The 16,964-nt window shown below is 71.2% G+C and carries 19 protein-coding genes; 16 read left to right on the top strand and 3 right to left on the bottom strand.

What is annotated here, in order from left to right; genetic code table 11:
* Positions 1-322: 322 nt before the first annotated feature.
* The 9 genes from ACFY0K_RS01960 to ACFY0K_RS01920 all read left to right on the top strand — a co-directional run bounded on the left by ACFY0K_RS01960 (position 323) and on the right by ACFY0K_RS01920 (position 7,489).
* Entirely contained in the window at positions 323-880 is a 558-nt protein-coding gene (locus ACFY0K_RS01960) for a TetR/AcrR family transcriptional regulator (RefSeq protein WP_390638140.1), read from the top strand.
* On the top strand, positions 877-1,770 hold the full coding sequence (locus ACFY0K_RS01955) for an aldo/keto reductase (protein WP_390638139.1): 894 nt from the start codon (positions 877-879) through the stop codon (positions 1,768-1,770). Before ACFY0K_RS01960 ends, ACFY0K_RS01955 begins: the two co-directional genes overlap by 4 nt.
* Positions 1,771-1,877: 107 nt before the next feature.
* On the top strand, positions 1,878-2,897 hold the full coding sequence (locus ACFY0K_RS01950) for an NADPH:quinone reductase (RefSeq protein WP_390638138.1): 1,020 nt from the start codon (positions 1,878-1,880) through the stop codon (positions 2,895-2,897).
* Between the two features lie 489 nt (positions 2,898-3,386).
* Complete coding sequence (locus ACFY0K_RS01945; RefSeq protein WP_390638137.1) at positions 3,387-3,650, top strand: DUF5133 domain-containing protein; 264 nt, start codon at positions 3,387-3,389, stop codon at positions 3,648-3,650.
* A gap of 69 nt (positions 3,651-3,719) precedes the next feature.
* Positions 3,720-4,766 carry an acyl-CoA dehydrogenase gene (locus tag ACFY0K_RS01940; protein WP_390638136.1) on the top strand — a complete coding sequence of 349 codons (1,047 nt, stop codon included), beginning with the start codon at positions 3,720-3,722 and terminating at the stop codon, positions 4,764-4,766.
* On the top strand, positions 4,763-5,548 hold the full coding sequence (locus ACFY0K_RS01935) for a PIG-L deacetylase family protein (protein ID WP_390638135.1): 786 nt from the start codon (positions 4,763-4,765) through the stop codon (positions 5,546-5,548). Before ACFY0K_RS01940 ends, ACFY0K_RS01935 begins: the two co-directional genes overlap by 4 nt.
* A complete protein-coding gene (locus ACFY0K_RS01930; RefSeq protein WP_390638134.1) occupies positions 5,545-6,162 on the top strand; it encodes an SAM-dependent methyltransferase in 618 nt (205 codons plus the stop codon). Before ACFY0K_RS01935 ends, ACFY0K_RS01930 begins: the two co-directional genes overlap by 4 nt.
* Entirely contained in the window at positions 6,159-6,878 is a 720-nt protein-coding gene (locus ACFY0K_RS01925) for a glycosyltransferase (RefSeq protein WP_390638133.1), read from the top strand. The genes ACFY0K_RS01930 and ACFY0K_RS01925 overlap by 4 nt, the downstream gene beginning before the upstream one ends.
* Positions 6,879-7,036: 158 nt before the next feature.
* The gene (locus ACFY0K_RS01920; protein ID WP_390638132.1) at positions 7,037-7,489 is read left to right on the top strand and encodes an SsgA family sporulation/cell division regulator; all 453 of its coding nucleotides are present in this window, start codon (positions 7,037-7,039) and stop codon (positions 7,487-7,489) included.
* A gap of 129 nt (positions 7,490-7,618) precedes the next feature.
* On the opposite strand, the gene ACFY0K_RS01915 is transcribed toward ACFY0K_RS01920, so the two are convergent.
* Positions 7,619-8,320 (bottom strand): Rieske 2Fe-2S domain-containing protein, encoded by a 702-nt coding sequence (locus tag ACFY0K_RS01915; RefSeq protein ID WP_390638131.1) that lies wholly within the window; start codon positions 8,318-8,320, stop codon positions 7,619-7,621.
* A gap of 231 nt (positions 8,321-8,551) precedes the next feature.
* Here ACFY0K_RS01915 and ACFY0K_RS01910 point away from each other — a divergent pair, with 231 nt between their 5' ends.
* Together ACFY0K_RS01910 and ACFY0K_RS01905 are read left to right on the top strand one after the other, a co-directional pair.
* Positions 8,552-8,983: an Hsp20/alpha crystallin family protein gene (locus tag ACFY0K_RS01910; protein WP_390638130.1), complete on the top strand. Its 432-nt coding sequence runs from the start codon at positions 8,552-8,554 to the stop codon at positions 8,981-8,983.
* A gap of 103 nt (positions 8,984-9,086) precedes the next feature.
* Positions 9,087-9,482, top strand: a complete 396-nt coding sequence (locus ACFY0K_RS01905; protein WP_390638129.1) for a DUF2267 domain-containing protein — start codon at positions 9,087-9,089, stop codon at positions 9,480-9,482.
* Between the two features lie 434 nt (positions 9,483-9,916).
* Here ACFY0K_RS01905 and ACFY0K_RS01900 read toward each other — a convergent pair whose 3' ends face one another.
* Positions 9,917-10,150 (bottom strand): hypothetical protein, encoded by a 234-nt coding sequence (locus tag ACFY0K_RS01900; protein WP_390638128.1) that lies wholly within the window; start codon positions 10,148-10,150, stop codon positions 9,917-9,919.
* Positions 10,151-10,256: 106 nt separating this feature from the next.
* Entirely contained in the window at positions 10,257-11,303 is a 1,047-nt protein-coding gene (locus ACFY0K_RS01895; protein ID WP_390638127.1) for a LacI family DNA-binding transcriptional regulator, read from the bottom strand.
* A 109-nt stretch (positions 11,304-11,412) separates the two neighbouring features.
* Here ACFY0K_RS01895 and ACFY0K_RS01890 point away from each other — a divergent pair, with 109 nt between their 5' ends.
* The 5 genes from ACFY0K_RS01890 (at position 11,413) to ACFY0K_RS01870 (ending at position 16,939) form a co-directional block, all read left to right on the top strand.
* On the top strand, positions 11,413-12,591 hold the full coding sequence (locus ACFY0K_RS01890; RefSeq protein ID WP_390638126.1) for a phytanoyl-CoA dioxygenase family protein: 1,179 nt from the start codon (positions 11,413-11,415) through the stop codon (positions 12,589-12,591).
* Between the two features lie 17 nt (positions 12,592-12,608).
* Positions 12,609-13,370 (top strand): SDR family oxidoreductase, encoded by a 762-nt coding sequence (locus tag ACFY0K_RS01885; RefSeq protein ID WP_390638125.1) that lies wholly within the window; start codon positions 12,609-12,611, stop codon positions 13,368-13,370.
* Positions 13,371-13,635: 265 nt separating this feature from the next.
* Positions 13,636-14,400: an SDR family oxidoreductase gene (locus ACFY0K_RS01880; protein WP_390638124.1), complete on the top strand. Its 765-nt coding sequence runs from the start codon at positions 13,636-13,638 to the stop codon at positions 14,398-14,400.
* A gap of 135 nt (positions 14,401-14,535) precedes the next feature.
* Positions 14,536-15,324 carry an SAM-dependent methyltransferase gene (locus ACFY0K_RS01875; RefSeq protein WP_390638123.1) on the top strand — a complete coding sequence of 263 codons (789 nt, stop codon included), beginning with the start codon at positions 14,536-14,538 and terminating at the stop codon, positions 15,322-15,324.
* Between the two features lie 58 nt (positions 15,325-15,382).
* On the top strand, positions 15,383-16,939 hold the full coding sequence (locus ACFY0K_RS01870; protein ID WP_390638122.1) for an oxidoreductase: 1,557 nt from the start codon (positions 15,383-15,385) through the stop codon (positions 16,937-16,939).
* Positions 16,940-16,964 lie beyond the last annotated feature (25 nt).

Here is a 16,964-nt window from a genome sequence, read left to right as displayed (position 1 = left end):
GGCTCGCCCACTTCGAAGGCCGCACCTGGAACGGCTGGCACCACCACGTCGCCCTCGTCTCCGCCGCCCACGCCTTCTGCACCCTGCAACGGCTGGCACGAGACCCGAAAGACACGCTACGCCTTCACCCGGCCGCCGGCGCCGGGCCGGCGGCAGCAGGATGCGCAGGTGCGGCCTTGCCCGGAGTCAAGGCCGATGGCCAAAGCAGGCCCGGTCGGCGTGACCGGGCCTGCTCGTATGACACGCACCCAGCACAAACAAAACGAGGATTCTGCTAGTTTCTCCCATAAGCAGAACAGCGATTCTTTTTGTGGGAGGTGTGGTGCCTCGGCTCACCGACGCGCGCAAGGAACTCCGGCGTACTCAGATCGCCGAGGCCGCCGTCCGCTGCTTCAGCCGCAACGGCCTGGAGCGGACCTCGATCGCCGACATCACCGCCGAGTCCGGCCTCTCGGCCGGCTCGATCTACGCGCACTACCGCAACAAGGCCGACCTGGTCCGGGTCGCCGCCCGCGAGGTGCTCGCCAAGCGCGCCGACGTCCTCGGCGAGTACGCCGCGGCCGACGCCCCACCCAGCCCCGACGAACTGCTCTCCCGCCTGATCGCCGCGATCGATCCGGCCGAGGCCCGGGTCGGCGTGCAGACCTGGGCTGAGGCGACCACCGACCCGGCCGTCCGCACCATCGTCATCGACATGACCGACCGGATGCGCGCGATGCTGCACGACTGCATCACGGCCTGGCTCGTCAAGGTCGAGCACCATGAGCCGCCCCAGGCCCGGGAGCACGCCGCTCCGATCGCCCACCGGGTCATGGCGCTCTATCAGGCCGAACTGCTGTACACCGCCTTGCGAACACCGACCGAGGAGGCACCGTCGTGAGCACCGCGACCGCTTCGTTCGCCGCACGCACCGTTTTCCGGATCGGCTACGGCGCATTGCAGCTCGAGCGGCTCCACGACCGCCGCGGCGAGGCCGTCGCGCTGCTGCGCCGCGCGGTCGAGCTGGGCGTCGACCACGTGGACACCGCCGAGTTCTACGGCTTCGGTTTCGCCAACGCCGTGATCCGCGAGGCACTTCGCCCCGAGGACGACGTCCTGGTCGTCACGAAGGTGGGGGCTGACCCCGACCCGGGCGGGCGCCTGCCGCTGCGTCCGGCGCAGCGTCCCGAGCAGCTGCGCGCCAGCGTCGAGGACAACCTGCGCAGCCTCGGCGTCGACCGGCTCGCGGTCGTCAACCTGCGCCGCCTGGACACCGGCCCCGGGCTGCGTCCCCAGGGGGACCAGGTCGTCGATCTCGACGACCAGCTCGCAGTGATGACCGCCATGCGCGACGAGGGCAAGATCGGCGCGATCGGCCTGAGCAGCGTCACCCTCGACGGCCTGCGCCGTGCCCTGCCCGTCGGCGTCGTCTGCGTGCAGAACGCCTACAGTCTCGTCTCCCGCGACGACGAGGACATGCTGCAGCTGTGCGCGGCCGAGGGCATCGCCTGGGTTCCGTTCTTCCCGCTGGGCGGGGCGTTCCCGGGCCTGCCCAAGGCGACCGGCGAGCCGGCGGTGCAGGCAGTCGCCGATTCTCTGGGCGTCACGCCCTCCCAGATCGGCCTCGCCTGGCTGCTGCACCACGCCCCGAACGTGCTGCTCATCCCCGGCACCGCCAGCGTCGCCCACTTGGAGGCCAACATGGCGGTCAGCGAGATCGCGCTCGACGCCGCGGCCCTCGCCACTCTCGACGGCATCGAGTCCCGCTCCAGCGAAGTCCCGATCGGCTGACCGGAACCAGCTCGGCCCGGGTCACGACCGCACCACAGGCCGGACACCCTGACGACCCGCCAGGCCTCGCCGAGAAATCCCGCTCCACCAGGCTCCAAGGACGGATCATGAAGGCCATCATCTACCGAGACAACGGCGCCCCCGACGTCTTGCAGTTCGTCGACCGTGACCTGCCCGCGCCCGGCCCCGGCGAGGTTCGCGTCCGGGTCGCCGTGTCCGGGGTCAACCCGACCGACTGGCAGGCGCGCTCCGGCGCCGGTCATCCCAAGCACTTCTCCGAGGTCACCCCGCACCTCGACGGCGCCGGCACGATCGACGCCGTCGGTGAGGGTGTCGATGAGAGCCGGGTCGGTCAGCGGGTCTGGCTGTTCATGGCCGCCGCCGGGCGGCCCACCGGCACCGCTGCCGAGTTCACCGTCGTGCCCGCCGAACAGGCCGTGCCGCTGCCCGACGAGGCCGGCTTCGACGTCGGCGCTGCACTCGGCGTCCCCGCGCTGACCGCGCACCGCGCGCTCACCGTCGCCGAGGACGGGCCGCGTCGGCTGCGCCCCGGGGCACTCGACGGGAAGGTGGTGCTCGCCGCGGGCGGGGCCGGAGCGGTCGGGCACGCGGTGATCCAGCTCGCCCGATGGGCCGGCGCTACCGTGATCAGCACGGTCAGCGGCCCGGAGAAGGCCGGGCTGGCCACCGCCGCCGGAGCCCACCACGTGATCAACTACCGCGAGGGCGACCCGGCCGCCGAGATCCGCAAGATCGCCCCGGAAGGCGTCGACATCGTCGCTGAGGTGGCGCTGGGCACGAACCTCGCACTGGACCTGGCCGTGCTGCGAACCCGCGGCACGATCGCGACCTACGCCAACGACGGTGACAGTCCGGTCGAACTGAACGTACTGCAGAACATGGTGCTGAACACGCGCTTCCAGTTCCTTGTGCTCTACACGGCCGGTCCGGAGGCACGCGCCGCGGCCGTCCAGGACGTCGCCGCCGCACTGCGCGACGGCGCGCTGCCGGTCGGCGAGGAGCACGGTCTGCCGCTGATCCGCTTTCCCCTCGACCGCACCGCCGACGCGCACCGAGCGGTCGAGAGCCGCGCGGTCGGCAAAGTCCTGGTGGACGTCACGTCCTGACGTCCGGTCGGCCACCGCGCCCCCCTGAACTCACCTCGAACGACTGGTCCAGCGCCATCCCCACGACAATTTGCGAACAGTACGTCCCTCAACGCGGACAGATCCGCCATCGCTTCGCCGCCCAGCACCCCGAGCTGCTGGGCGGCTGCCGCTGTGCCGCAGGACGTTCGTGACGAGTTCGCCGGCGATCACCGTCAGGGCGACCGTCATCTGAACCTGGGACGCGGCCGGGGTGCCCCGGAGCTCCCGCTCACCCGGCGTGCGGGCCGATCGGCGCCGTGCAGAGGAGGCGAAGCGGCTCCGTGGGACAAGTGGCGACGCCATCACGCCCGACTCGGGCGCCCAGGGAAGATGCGAAAGGTGATGATCCTCAGTCCGGGCGTCCTCGGGTTCAACCGTCCTGCACGCACCGCTGTGGCAGCCATGCATGAAAGGGGCGCCGCCGGACACCCGGGGAGCGAGTTGCCTCAGAGCAAGGAGCCTGTCCGCGTGATCACTCCCCATGCCCAGATGCTGCGTGCGCTGCTGGCTCGCTATGCGGAAGCGTGTGCACGGGTGCTGGAACACGACACAGCCGCGAGGCGAGGGATCCTCAAGGACACCGCTTACACGCTGTGCGTCGTCACCGGGACATGCGAGATCAAGGACGCCCTCGCGACGGCGGACCGGCTCCTGGCCACCGAACAATCGGACGCAGCAGCCCGCCCCGACGGCGCGAGCCCAGATCAGGCCGGCCAGACCCTGGCCGTCTGAACCGGTCCCCTGACCGCCCGGTTGATTCAGGCCGAGACACCGGCCGGATGAGTAGCAAGGACACCACCTATGACGGGCAGTACGTTGTCGCCCGATGTCTCCGCCGGAGACGGGCCGGACCACGCGCGATACGACGGGATCACGCCGGATGCGGCCCGCAGGGAGAGCTCCGCGCGGTTCGCCTCGGCGGTCGAGTCCATCGACGCCGGAAGGCTGGAATTCCCGCTGCCCGGTTCCGGGCGGACCACGGCCCGCCTGGCCGCCCTGCAGTCGATCGCCGAGGAGGACCTGAGCCTGGCACGTCTGATCGAGGGGCATGTCGACGCGCTCGCCATCCTCGCCGAACTCGACGGCCCGCCGCACCGGCCCGGCCATCGCTGGGGAGTGTGGGCGGCGGAACCTCCGGGCACGACCCTCGAGGCCACTCCCTCCGCCGCCGGATGGGTCCTGGACGGCCTGAAACCGTACTGCTCAGGCGCACGCAGCTGCACCGACGCCCTGGTGACCGCGCGGACACCGGAGGGACGGCGGCTCTTCGCCGTCGCCGTCGACCCGCGCGCCTGTGTACCGGTCGAAGGCAGCTGGCAGGCCGTCGGGATGGCCGGCAGCGACACACCGGATGTGCACTTCGACCACGTGCCCGCGGTTGCAGTCGGCGGGGTCGACTCCTACGTGCGCCGGCCCGGGTTCCAGCACGGCGGGATCGGGGTCGCCGCCTGCTGGTACGGCGGCGCCGTGGCCGTCGCCCGCACCCTGCACCGCGCCACGGCCCACCGAGCCGACCCGCACGCGGATGCGCATCTCGGCGCCGTGGACGTCCAGTTGCACGCCGCCGCCACAGTGCTTCTGCGGGCAGCTGCGGAGATCGACGAGGATCCGTCGGACAGCAAAGGCCAGGCACGGGCACGAAGCCTGCGGGTACGCGCCTTCGTCGAATCGGTGTGCAGCGAGGTGCTGACGCGGGTCGGGCGCGCCACCGGGGCCGCTCCGCTCTGCCACGACCTTCGCCACGCCCGCAACGTCGCCGACCTGACCGTCTACCTGCGTCAGCACCACGGCGAACGCAACCTCGCGGAACTCGGCAGCCTCCTCGCCCGCCCGCAGGACTCCCGGTGAGCCCCCTGCCGCGCACCGGACGGGCCGGCACCGTCTCCGGCCCCGCGAACCCGATCCAGGCCCCCGGGACCGACGAGACGTACTGGCGTCGATGGAACGGATGGGAGACGCTCCCGGCGGCCCGCCTGCCGACCGGCGGCCGGGTCGTCGTGGTGGCTGCGCACCCCGACGACGAGGTGCTCGGCTTCGGCGGGGCCATGGCCGTACTCGCGGAGCGTGCTGTGGAGTTGACCGTCGTCTCGATCACGGACGGCGAGGGCTCGCACCCCCGCAGCCGGGTAGTGACACCCGCCGCCCTGGCACGGCTACGGGCACAGGAGCTGCGGGACGCCCTCACCGAGCTCGGCGCCGTCCACGCCCGGATCGTCCGCCTGCAGGTGCCGGACACCGGGGTGGCCCGGCACGAGGAGCAGATCGTGGAAGCCCTCACGCCGCTCGTCCGTGCTGCGGACCTGGTCGCCGCACCGTGGACCGGTGACGTGCACAGTGATCACGAGGCGGCCGGCCGCGCGGCTCGCGCGGCCGCGCAGCGCGCAGGCACGCTCTGCTGGCTGTATCCGGTGTGGATGTGGCACTGGGCGACGCCGGAGGACGCACGGATTCCCTGGCAGACGGCGCGACGCGTCGACCTCCCGCCACACATCCGGGTATTGAAGCGAGCGGCGATCGGCCGGTTCACCACGCAGATCCGACCGCTCGGAACCGGACCCGACGAGGCGGCGATCCTCCCGCCCGAGGAACTCGCCCACCACCTGCGCCCCATGGAGGTCCTGTTCCAGTGAGCACGCCGCCCTCGTACTTCGAGAACATGTACCGCGAGTCGTCCGACCCCTGGCACCTGACCGAGCGCTGGTACGAGCAGCGCAAGTACGACCTCACCCTCGCCTCCCTCCCCCGCGCCCGTTTCCGTCGTGCCTTCGAACCCGCCTGCTCCGTCGGCGAGTTGACATTGCGGCTTGCCGAGCGCTGTGACGCCCTGCTCGCCTGCGACCGAGTCCGGTCGGCGGCGGGGACCGCGGCTCGCAGAACCCGGGAGCTGCCCCATGTCGAAGTCCGCCATCTGACCGTGCCCGCGCAGTGGCCGCCGGGCACCTTCGACCTCGTCGTACTGTCCGAGCTTCTGTACTACTTCGACGGCGTCGAGTTGGCCACCTTGCTCAGACGCACGGTCGACGCTCTGGAGCCGGGCGGCACCCTCGTGGCCGTCCACTGGAACCACCCGGTGCCCGAGCACCTGCGCACCGGCGCGGAACTCGCCGAGATCCTCACGTCCGTTCCGGAACTGGCCCTGTCGAGCGAGCACCGCGAGGAGGACTTCGTCCTGCAGACGTTCGGCCGCCGCCAGGACGACGGGGCGGCCCCCCGCTCCCCCGCAGCCGCGGAAGGCCTGGTGTGAGACCGCGCGCGCTCGCCGTCCTCGTCCCCGCCCACAACGAGCAGGACCTTCTCCCCCGGTCCCTCGAGGCGATCCGTGCCGCCGCGCAACACCCCGCCCTGTACGCGGTGCCGGCGATCACTGTGGTCACCGCGGACAGCTGCTCGGACGGCACGGTGACCACAGCCCTGCGCGCGGGCGCCCAGGTCGTTCAGGTCGGGGGACGCAACGTGGGGCTGGCCCGAGCCGCCGCGGCGGAACGCGCCCTGGAGATGCTGGGCGGCCCGGAAGGACTCTGGCTCGCCTCGACCGACGCCGACAGTCTCGTGCCACCCGACTGGCTCGCCTTCCAGCAGGCGCGCGCCGGCGAGGGATGGGACGCGGTCGTCGGCACCGTCACCGTCATCCCCGGACCGCACCATCCGCCTTGCCTGGCGGCCCGCCACCAGGTGCGCTACACCGCCTCCCGCCCGGCGTACGGCCCCTGGACCCACCCCCATGTGCATGGCGCGAACCTCGGAGTGTCCGCTGAATCCTACGTGGCTGTCGGGGGCTTCCCTCCGGTGCCGGTGGGCGAAGATCGCGGTCTCGTCGCGGCGCTGGGCCGTGGAGGGCACCGGGTCCTGCGCACCGCCGAATGTCCTGTCGCCACGTCAGGACGCCTGCGCCCACGAGCCAGCGGCGGATTCGGTGATCATCTCGTCGGCCTGGCCCTTCAAGAGGGTGCGTCGCCCTAGGCACGACGCATTCGGGGCGCCCGGACCGGCGCGGCCCCTCCTTCTCACATGCCCCACCGCCCCGCGGGTACTTGCCACACCTCGTACTTCGGACGGCCGGTACGAGGAAGGCCGATGGCCGCCGGCCCCACCCCCCTTCTCTTCGGAAGTGACCAGTCGTGTCCAAGCCAGTCACCCTCACAGAGGTCCATCCGCACCGTGTCACCACATTGCGCCACTATGCGCACCTGGTCCGCGCCGATCGGCCCGCCGTGCAGCTCGACCTGGAGCTGCATTACACCGCCTTGGACCCGTTCGCCATCCGCGTCGTCCTGCGGACGGAGGGCGCTTCGGTCCGGTGGTCACTGTCGCGGGAGGCGTTTCTGCTCGGCCTGCGCCGCCACGAGGGAATCGGCGACGTGGCCGTATGGCCCGTCCGCCCGCCGGGCACCCCAGGACGGCTGTGCATCCGGCTCGGACCGCTCAGGGCTTGCGCCGTTTTCCAGGCAGACTGGGACGTGATCTCCGACTGGCTGGACGTCACACTGCAGCTCGTTCCCTCGGGCACGGAGAGCGATCACCTGCAGTGGGAGGATTTCCTCGCGCCTCTGCTCGGACGAGAAGAGGCCTGATCCTTGATCGTGAACACCCTTCCGGGCTGATCCCGCCGCCGACGGGTTCACCTCAGGCGGCTGGTGAGCGACGCGGACTATGAAGGCATGTCCGACGGCGAGTCGACTCCGTCTCCGGGAGCCATCGGGTCAGCCGGCGCCCGGCAGCCGGACGGCGAGGACGCCGTCCGGTTCGGTCCTGGTCTCGAAGCACGGCTGCGGCGCGGTCGCGGGACCGCTCACCGGGGCACCGTCGGACAGCCGGAACACACTGCCGTGCCAGGGGCAGGACACACAGCCGTCGTCGATGCCGCCCTCGGACAGCGGTCCCGACAGGTGGCTGCACCGGTCGGCCAGTGCACGAACGGTGCCGTCCTCGGCACGTACCACCAGCAGCGGCACCTCGCCCAGCATGCGCCGCTCGGGGGTTCCAGGCTTCAGGTCACCCACCGGGCCAAGCCGGTGCCAGCCGGGGTCCACCAGGTGGGCAACGGGCTCGGTCTCGTTGGCGCCCGCCCCCTGCCGGTAGGCGAGACGGCCGCCGACGAACCCGCCGGCACCCGCACAGACCAGACCCCCGAAACCAAGCGCCCGGCCGGCCCTCGGGCGATGCCCACGCACGGCGAACGACGCACCGAACAGCACGACCGCGCCGGCGTTGGCAGCCGCGTGCACCAGGCCTGTGCGCATCTGCTGGTCATGCTGCTCCGCCCAGTCCGTCCAACCGGCCAGCGCGGCGGGAAGCGCCGTCACCGTGCCCAGCCCGACGAGGACACGGGCGGGCCGTCCCGCGCCGGGCACGAAGTCCAGAACAACGGACGACAGCCAGGCGCCCATCGGCACCTGCACCATCGGCGCGACCGTACACCCAGACGGATCGCCTGCAGCAGGCTCGGCGCACGGGCAGCGGCCGCGTCCACCGGCGCTGAACGATGCCGGCCGGTCGGCCGGGATCATGGACGCCTCCCCTGATCGTCGTCCTTTGGATGACATTTGGCTTGTCATCCATTAGATGACGTGTTACAACGGTGCCAGTGAGGCGCATTGGCAGCAACTGCCCGAACCCGCTGGAGGTGTTTCACGATGTTGATGCGCACCGACCCCTTCCGTGAGATCGACCGGCTGGCCCAGCAACTGACGGGCGCCGGCACCTGGTCCAGGCCGTCCCCGATGCCGATGGACGCCTACCGCGAGGGTGACCAGTACGTGGTGACCTTCGACATCCCCGGCGTCAGCGCGGACGCGATCGACATCGACGTCGAACGGAACATGCTGACCGTCAAGGCCGAGCGCCGGCCCGTGGCGAAGGCCGACGACGTGCAGATGGACCTGTCGGAACGGCCGCTGGGCGTCTTCTCCCGCCAGATCGTGCTCGCCGACACGCTGGACACCGAGCACATCCAGGCCGACTACGACGCGGGCGTGCTCACCCTGCGCATCCCGATCGCCGAGCGCGCCAAGCCCCGCAAGATCTCCATCGGCGTCGGGGCCGACCACAAGGAGATCTCCGGCTGAGCCGGACCCCGTGAGGGGTGAACAGCGGCGGAGGGCGGGCACCTGATCTCCCCCTGGCCCGTCCTCCGCGCCCCATGGACCTGAAGAAGGGGTGACAGGCGACGTGACAGTGCGACGGGAAGCGTTCCTCCAGCAGGTGAAGGAACGCGGCGAATACCAGACTCTGGAGGAAGCCGAGCGCGCGGCCCGCGTGGTGCTCGCCCTGCTCGGCGCACACCTGGTCGGCGAGGTACGCGCCCAGCTGGCGGCGCGTCTACCGGAAGGCTTCGCCCTGATCCTTCTCAACCCGCTGCAGAGCGCCGAGCCGCTGTCCCCGGAGCGGTTCGTGCGGGCGACCGCGGCCTGGATCGAGGGCGCCACCGAACAGACCGCGGCCTGGGACGTCAGCGCCGTCCTGTCCGTGGTCGCCGACGCCACCGGCGACGACCTCCTCAAGCAGATCCTGCTCCAGCTCCCCGCAGGCTACGACCTCCTCTTCGGCCGTCCCCAGCCCACCTGACCGCCCGCCCCCGGTTACCCGGTGACCACACACCGGCCACCACGACCTGGTGACAGACCTGGCCTCAGATCGCAGGCCGCTTCAAACGGCGTGACAGCCATGCCGGTATCACTGTCGAAGAACGCGGCTCGGCATGTCGGTGATGCGGACAGGGCCATCCTCCCTTCGCGCTCTCCGGAGTCATCGATGACCTGCACAGCTGCAGGGGGCGGAAGTGTCTGGCATGCGGTGGCGGTGGCGGCCGCGTGGATCGGGAGACCGGCCTCGCGGTGGGTGCGGCCCTGGGCGTGGCCGGATTCGGTGGCACTTTCGCCGCCACCGACTCGGTCGTGGGAACGGCCGTCATCACCATCGTCGTCGCCGTCGCCGTCGCCGTCGCCGTATGGACGCTTCGCTACAACCGCGGCGTTTTCAGGGCCTGGTGGCCCGGCGCTCTACGAGCAGTCGAACCGGTGGGAGGAGGGCCGGTCGGGGCAGTGCAGGCAGGTGAAGAGGTAGATGCCGCCCATGTCGCCGAACATCAGGCCCGGCGGGCTCTGGATCAGCCGGCGGTCGTCGTAGGGGAGGTCCCAGACGGTGCCGGTCTCGGGAGTGTCCTCCACGGGGAGCCAGGCTCGCCATGACGCCCCGTCGAATTCCGCGCTGTTGACCGTGAGCAGGTGGTCCATGCGCCGACCGCACGTCGCGCAGTCGGGCCAGTCCGGCTCCTGTATCGCCCGGCCACCGTCACCCTCACCGGGCCGCAGCGGCAAGTCGGCGGCGGTTCTTCGGTGTTCAGTCCGTGGTCGCCGTGGACGGGGTCCCGGGCGGCATGTTGAACGGTGTGACCACCTGGATCGCCGACGGCAGGGCGGGGCCGTCGTACGGGAGTGCCTTGTGGGCACGCATGACCGTCTGGCACGCGCGGCGCATGTTCTGGCGCAGGTCGTGGTGGAGCACCGCGGACAGGCGGCGCTCGCGCAGCAGGCGGGTGTTGTCGCGGTCCAGGTCGTGGGCGACGAAGACGGCGCATTCCCGTCCGAGGGCCTCGAATGCCTCCAGGGTGGCGCGGTTGCCGCCGCCCACGGAGTACACGGCCACGATGTCCCCGTCGCGTCGGAGCGCGTCGAGGACGAGGTCGTACTGGGTGGAGTCCAGGCCGTCGCTGTCCGTGACCTCGACCAGGGACCGTTGCGGATCGGCGAGGCGCATCGCGCTGCGGAAGCCCATCTCGCGCTCCTCCTCGCCCCGGAAGGAACCCCTGCTGATGGTCGTGAGCACATGGCCGGGACGGTCGCCCAGCCACTGTTCGAGGAGGTAGGCGGCCGTGGTGCCGGCCGCGCGGTTGTCGATGCCGACGTAGGCCAGGCGGGCGCTGTGCGGGAGGTCGGTCACCAGGGTGACGACGGGGATACCGGCCGCGACCAGTCGTTCCACGGCGGCAGTGACTTCGGGTACGTCGGGTGCCTTGAGGATCACGCCCTGCGAACCGCGCTTGGCGATCTTGTCAAGTGTCCCGGTCAGCTCGGCGGCCGGGCCGGTCTCACGGAAGTGGAAGCGCGACCGCACGACGGCGGGATGCAGGGAGGGCAGTTCGGCCTCCAGGGCCTCACGCACCGCGGTGGAGAAGCGTTCCGGTGCCTGCATCACGATGTCGATCATGAAGGTGCGGCCGCCGATGCGGACCTGCGCCTGCTGACGGTCCAGGTCCTTGATGGCTTCCCGCACCTCCCTGACGGTGCTCTCCCGCACGTTGCCGCGCTCGTTGAGCACGCGGTCCACCGTGGCCGTGCTCAGGCCTGCCTGGCGGGCGATTTCCCTGATCGGGTAGGGGTGCCTCATGACGGATTCCAAGAGCTTCTGATGCACTTTTGATGTATTGGAAAGCATTGAATGATGGGTTCGGGTTCTCAAGACTGGCAGAAATGCACGGACCGCGAAAGGACCACGGATGCCCACCTCAACCGCGGGAGCGCGGACCTGGCTGACCGAGGCCGACTGCGACCTCGACGCGTTCCGCTCCCTCGTGGACCAGCGCACCGATCCCGCCGACACCCCCTCGGCCGAGCGCGTGGAGCAGAACGTCCCGCTCTACGACAGCGACCGGCTCCGCGCCCTCACGGCGACCCCGGAAGGCCGGCGCGAGGTGCAGGGCGAACTGGTCAGGGCGCTGTTCGACGGCCCCGGCATCGTCGTCCTCAAGGGCGCGTTCGCCGATGCGGACGTCGTCGACCGGGCCACCGAGGCCTTCACCGCGCTGATCGAGGAGGAGCGCGCGAGCGGTGCCACCCGCGGCGACCACTTCGCCAGGCCGGGCGCCAACGACCGGGTCTGGAACGCCCTGGACAAGGTGGCCCTACGGGCGCCCGAGGTGTTCGCCGACTACTACGCCAACGACATGATCGCGCTGGTCGCCGACGCCTGGCTGGGCCCCGCCTACCAGGTCACCTCGCAGGTCAACGTCGTCAACCCGGGCGGCGCCGCGCAGAGCGTGCACCGTGACTACCACCTCGGGTTCCTCTCCCAGGAGCGGGCCGCCGCCTACCCGGCGCACGTGCACCGCCTGTCCCCCGTCCTCACCCTCCAGGGGGCCGTCGCCCACTGCGACATGCCCGTGGAGTCCGGCCCCACGCTCTACCTCCCGCACTCCCAGAAGTACGAGCCCGGCTACCTCGCCTGGCGACTCCCCGAGTTCGTCGAGTACTTCGACACCCATCACGTCCAACTCCCCCTGGAAAAGGGCGACGCCGCCTTCTTCAACCCGGCGCTCTTCCACGCCGCCGGGTACAACCGCTCGGCCGGCGTCCGCCGCATGGCGAACCTGCTGCAGATCTCCTCGGCCTTCGGGCGCGCGATGGAGACGGTGGACCGTGCGGCGATGGCGCGCGCCCTCTTCCCGGTGCTGCTGCGCCGCAAGGCCGAGGGCGTCTCGCAGGACTGGCTGCGCCGCGTGGTCGCCGCCACCGCCGAGGGCTACCCCTTCCCCACCAACCTGGACCTCGACCCGCCGGTCGACGGTCTCGCCCCGCCCTCCCAGGCGGACACTGTCTGGCAGGCCGTGACCGAGGGCTGGACCCCCGGTCGGCTGCGCGAGGAACTGCAGGCCGGCGCCGAGCGCCGCCAGAGCTGAAGGGAACACCGCGACTCATGGGACTCCTCGAGGACAAGGTCGTCCTCGTCAACGGCGGCAGCCAGGGCATCGGCGCGGGCATCGTACGGGCCGCGGTACGGGAGGGTGCGAGCGTCGTCCTCACCGGCCGCCGGGCCGAGGTGGGCGAGAGGCTCGCCGCCGAGACGGGCGCCCGCTTCGTACGCGCGGACCTCGCCGACCCGGCGCAGGCGCGCGACAGCGTCGCACGCACCCTGGACGTGCACGGCCGGATCGACTGTCTGGTCAACGCGGCCGGGCTGACCTCGCGCGGCTCGCTCCTGGACACCTCGCCGGAGCTGTTCGACCAGCACATGGCGATCAACCTGCGGGCGCCGTTCTTCGCCATGCAGGCGGCCGTGGCCGACATGGTCGCCCGTAAGACGCCCGGCACGATCGTCAACATCGGCTCCAACTGCGCCCACGGCGGGCCGCCCTTCCTGGCCCCGTACTCCGCGGCCAAGGCCGGACTCGCCGGGCTCACCCGCAACGCGGCCCACGCCCACCGCTGGGACCGCATCCGGATCAACGGCCTCAACATCGGCTGGACCGACACCGAGGGTGAGGACGCGGTCCAGCGCGCCTTCCACGACGCGGGCGACGACTGGCGGGAGAAGGCGGCCGCCGCCCAGCCGATGGGCAAGCTCGGCCAGGTCGACGAGATCGCCGACTTCGTCGTCTTCCTGCTGTCCGACCGCAGCGGGGTGGTGACCGGCTCGGTCATCGACTGGGACCAGAACGTCATCGGCGCCCAGGGCTGAACCCCTCCGTCGGGGAACCGGACAGGCGGGGAACAGGACAACGGACATACATGCCTTCGGGAATCATCAGGCTGGGCCGGACCACCGGAGCGTGCGAGGGATGATGACGGACGAACCCTTGCGGATCGGTGTCCTGGGCGCCGCCCGGAGGCGAGTCGCCGACCCGCTGTCCCCCCTCTCTGCCGGGTGAGCACGCCGGTTTTGCGGCTTCTGGAGCAAGTTATGATCACCAGCACATGTGACGCGCTCATGACGTGGGGGCCCGATGGGCACGCTGAACGGCAGAACGGCTCTGGTCACCGGCGCCGGGCGGGGGATCGGGCGGGCCATCGCCCGCCGTCTCGCGGCGGACGGCGCGCTCGTCGCCGTGCACTACGGAAGTGACGAGTCCTCGGCCCGCGAGACCGTCGCGCTGATCACCGATGCCGGCGGGCGCGCGTTCCCGCTGCGCGGTCCGCTCGACGAGCCCGACGGCATCCGGACCGTGTACGAGCGGTTCGACGCCGGCCTGCGCGCACTGGGCGAGCCGACCGCGCTGGACGTCCTGGTCAACAACGCGGGCTTCAACATCGGGGGCGGCGTCCGCGAGGTGACCCCGCAGGACTTCGACCGGCTCATGGCCGTACACGCCAGAGCCCCGCTCTTTCTCGTGCAGGAAGGACTCACGCTGCTGCGCGACGGCGGCCGTATCGTCAACATCAGTTCGGCGGCCACCCGCGTCGCCCTCCCGTCCGCCCTCGCCTACTCCATGGCGAAAGCGGCTCTGGAGGCCCTTACCCACACGCTCGCCAAGGAGCTCGGGGCCAGGCAGATCACGGTGAACTGTGTGGCACCCGGCTTCGTCAGGACGGACATGAACCGAAGGCGCTGGGCAACGCCCGAGGCCGAGGCCCAGCATGCGGCGCTCTCCGCGTTCGGCCGGATGGGGGAACCCGCGGACGTCGCGGACATCGTGGCCTTCCTCGCCTCCACGGACTCCCGCTGGGTGACGGGTCAGTGCATCGACGCGTCCGGCGGCTCGGCCCTGTGACCGCTGCACCGAACGGCAACTCTGCGCGAAGGCCTGGCCAATGGCACAATCACAACGCCCCCCACCGCCTCGTCCGCGGCGCGCGAAGCGACCTCGGTGAGCCGGTCAGTGATCTAGTGCGCGCTGGAGTCATGCATGACCGCCTTACCTTCTTCCGACGGCCATATCGACACGAGCAGGCCCCATCCGGCACGGGTCTACGACTGGCTGCTGGGCGGCAAGGACAACTATCCGGTCGATGAGGAGGTGGCGTCGAAGCTGCCGCCGGAGGCGCGTCTCAACGCCATGCGCAACAGGGCGTTCATGCACCGCGCTGCGGCCTGGCTGGCCGGCAACGGCATCGACCAGTTCCTCGACATCGGTACGGGCATCCCGACCGAGCCGAACCTGCACCAGATCGTGCAGGGCATAGTGCCGTCGGCGCGGATCGCCTACGTCGACAACGACCCCATCGTGCTGCGGCACGCGGAGGCTCTCCTCTTCAGCAGCCGCGAGGGAGCCACGGACTACATCGAGGCCGACGTGCGCAGGCCGGGAACCATCCTCGACCACGCCCGTACGTTCCTGGACTTCACCCGGCCGGTCGCGCTGTCGATGATCGCGCTGATGCACTTCATCACCGACGACGAGGACCCCTACGGTCTGACGCGGACGATTCTCGACGCGCTGCCCTCGGGCAGCTACTTCATGTTCTCCCACGGCACCACCGACGAGCACCCGCACCTCGTCAAGTCGGTGAACGCGACCTACCGCAAGGGCGAGATCCCCCTGCGCATGCGTACGCGGGCCGAGATCGAGCCGTTCTTCGAGGGCCTGGAACTGGTGGCTCCCGGGCTGGTCACGGCGACCCACTGGTACCAGGACGCACCGGCTCCCGCCCAGGAGCTGAGCGGCTTCTACGTCGGCGTCGCCCGCGTGCCGTGACAACGCCCCCGCCCCCGGGGGCGAGGCGGGAACGCAGGAGGATCACTACGCTGCACGAGTGTTCTCATACGACGAATTGACTTCGCCGGAACGCGAGTTGTGGGACGCGTTTCCCGAGGGGCGGGCCGTGAGCCTGCGCGCGGACGGGCCCGGGGACGACCGCGTCGTCGAGGGTGGGCGCTGGGGGCCGGAGCGGACGGTCAGGGCCTCCGTGATCGCGGCGCTGATGCTGGGCGCGCGCAGCGGGCAACCCGGCGCCGTGCCGTGTCTGCGGCTGGCCGGAGCGCGCATCGCCGGACCGCTCGACCTGGCCGGCGCGCAGCTCGCGTACGCCCTCTGGCTGGAGGAGTGCTGGTTCGAGGAGGCGGTGAACCTGCTCGGGGCGACGACCCAGACGCTCGTGTTCAAGGGCTGCCGGGTGCCCGGCATCGAGGCCGGGGCGGCCCGTATCGAGGGAAACCTCGACCTGGGGCGCTCGATCGTCGAGAGCGGCGCCCCGTCGCACTTCCACCATCGCATCACCGCCCTGTCCCTCACCAACTCCCGGGTGACCGGCGGGGTGATCCTCAACAGGGCCGAGCTGAACGCGCCCGGCGGGTGGGCCCTGGCCGGCGGCGGCCTGGTCATGGAAGGGGGCCTCTTCTGCCGGCCCGGGTTCGTCGCACGGGGTGAAGTACGGTTGCCGGGTGCGCAGTTGCCCGGAGGGCTGTACATGAACGGCGCGCGCCTTGAGGAGCCCAGCCCGCGTGGCCTGGCGCTCAACCTGGAAAACTGCGTGACCTCGACGGTCGTCCTGTCCAGCGGATTCGTCGCGAACGGCACCGTGGAGCTGCGGGGTGCCCGGATCTCGGCCGGCCTGAGCTTCGCGGGGGCCGTGCTGAACGGGCCGCCCGGCGGCAACGGCCCGTCCCTGTCGGCCTCGTTGATGCAGGCCGTCGACTTCGACTTCACGCTCGCCCGGCCGCCGTCGGGCGCCGTGGACCTGCGGGGTGCGCAGGTGTCGTACCTGCGCGACGGCGAACGCAGCTGGCCGGACGTGGTGGAGCTGGACGGCTTCGGGTACGGCGCCATCAGGGGGGACGAGGCGGGCGGGAGTCCGGAGGCGGCGGGGCAGCGCAACTCCGTGGCCCGCCGGGTGGCGTGGATACGGCGCAGCCCCGGCTACAACCCCCAGCCCTACGAGCAGTTGGCGAGCTGGTACCGCAAGGCCGGGCACGACGACGAGGCCCGCCGGGTGCTCCTCGCCCGTCAGCGCCACCGGCGGCGGACCCTGCCCCCGGCCGCGCGGGCGTGGGGCCACCTGCTCGACGTGACCGTCGGCTACGGCTACCGCCCCTGGCTGGCCGGCGTCTGGCTGCTCGCGCTGACCCTGCTGGGCACCCTGTCCTTCGGCGGCCACTCCCCCAAACCGGTCCAGCAAGGCCAGGGCGCTCCGTTCCAGCCGCTCGTCTACACCCTCGACCTGCTGATCCCCATCGGCGGCCTGGGCCAGCGCGCCGCCTGGTACTGGCCGGAGGAGGGCCTCCAGTGGCTGGCCTACCTGCTGATCGCCTTCGGCTGGATACTGACGACCGCCGTCATCGCGGGGGTCACCCGCGCCCTGCAGAAGAACTAGCGGCGACTGCCGCGTGCGGGCGCCG

The sequence above is a fragment of the Streptomyces sp. NPDC001507 genome (assembly GCF_042894765.1).
Lineage (GTDB): Bacteria > Actinomycetota > Actinomycetes > Streptomycetales > Streptomycetaceae > Streptomyces.
Note: the sequence above shows the minus strand (reverse complement) of the source record. Positions and strands in the feature narration are given on the sequence as shown.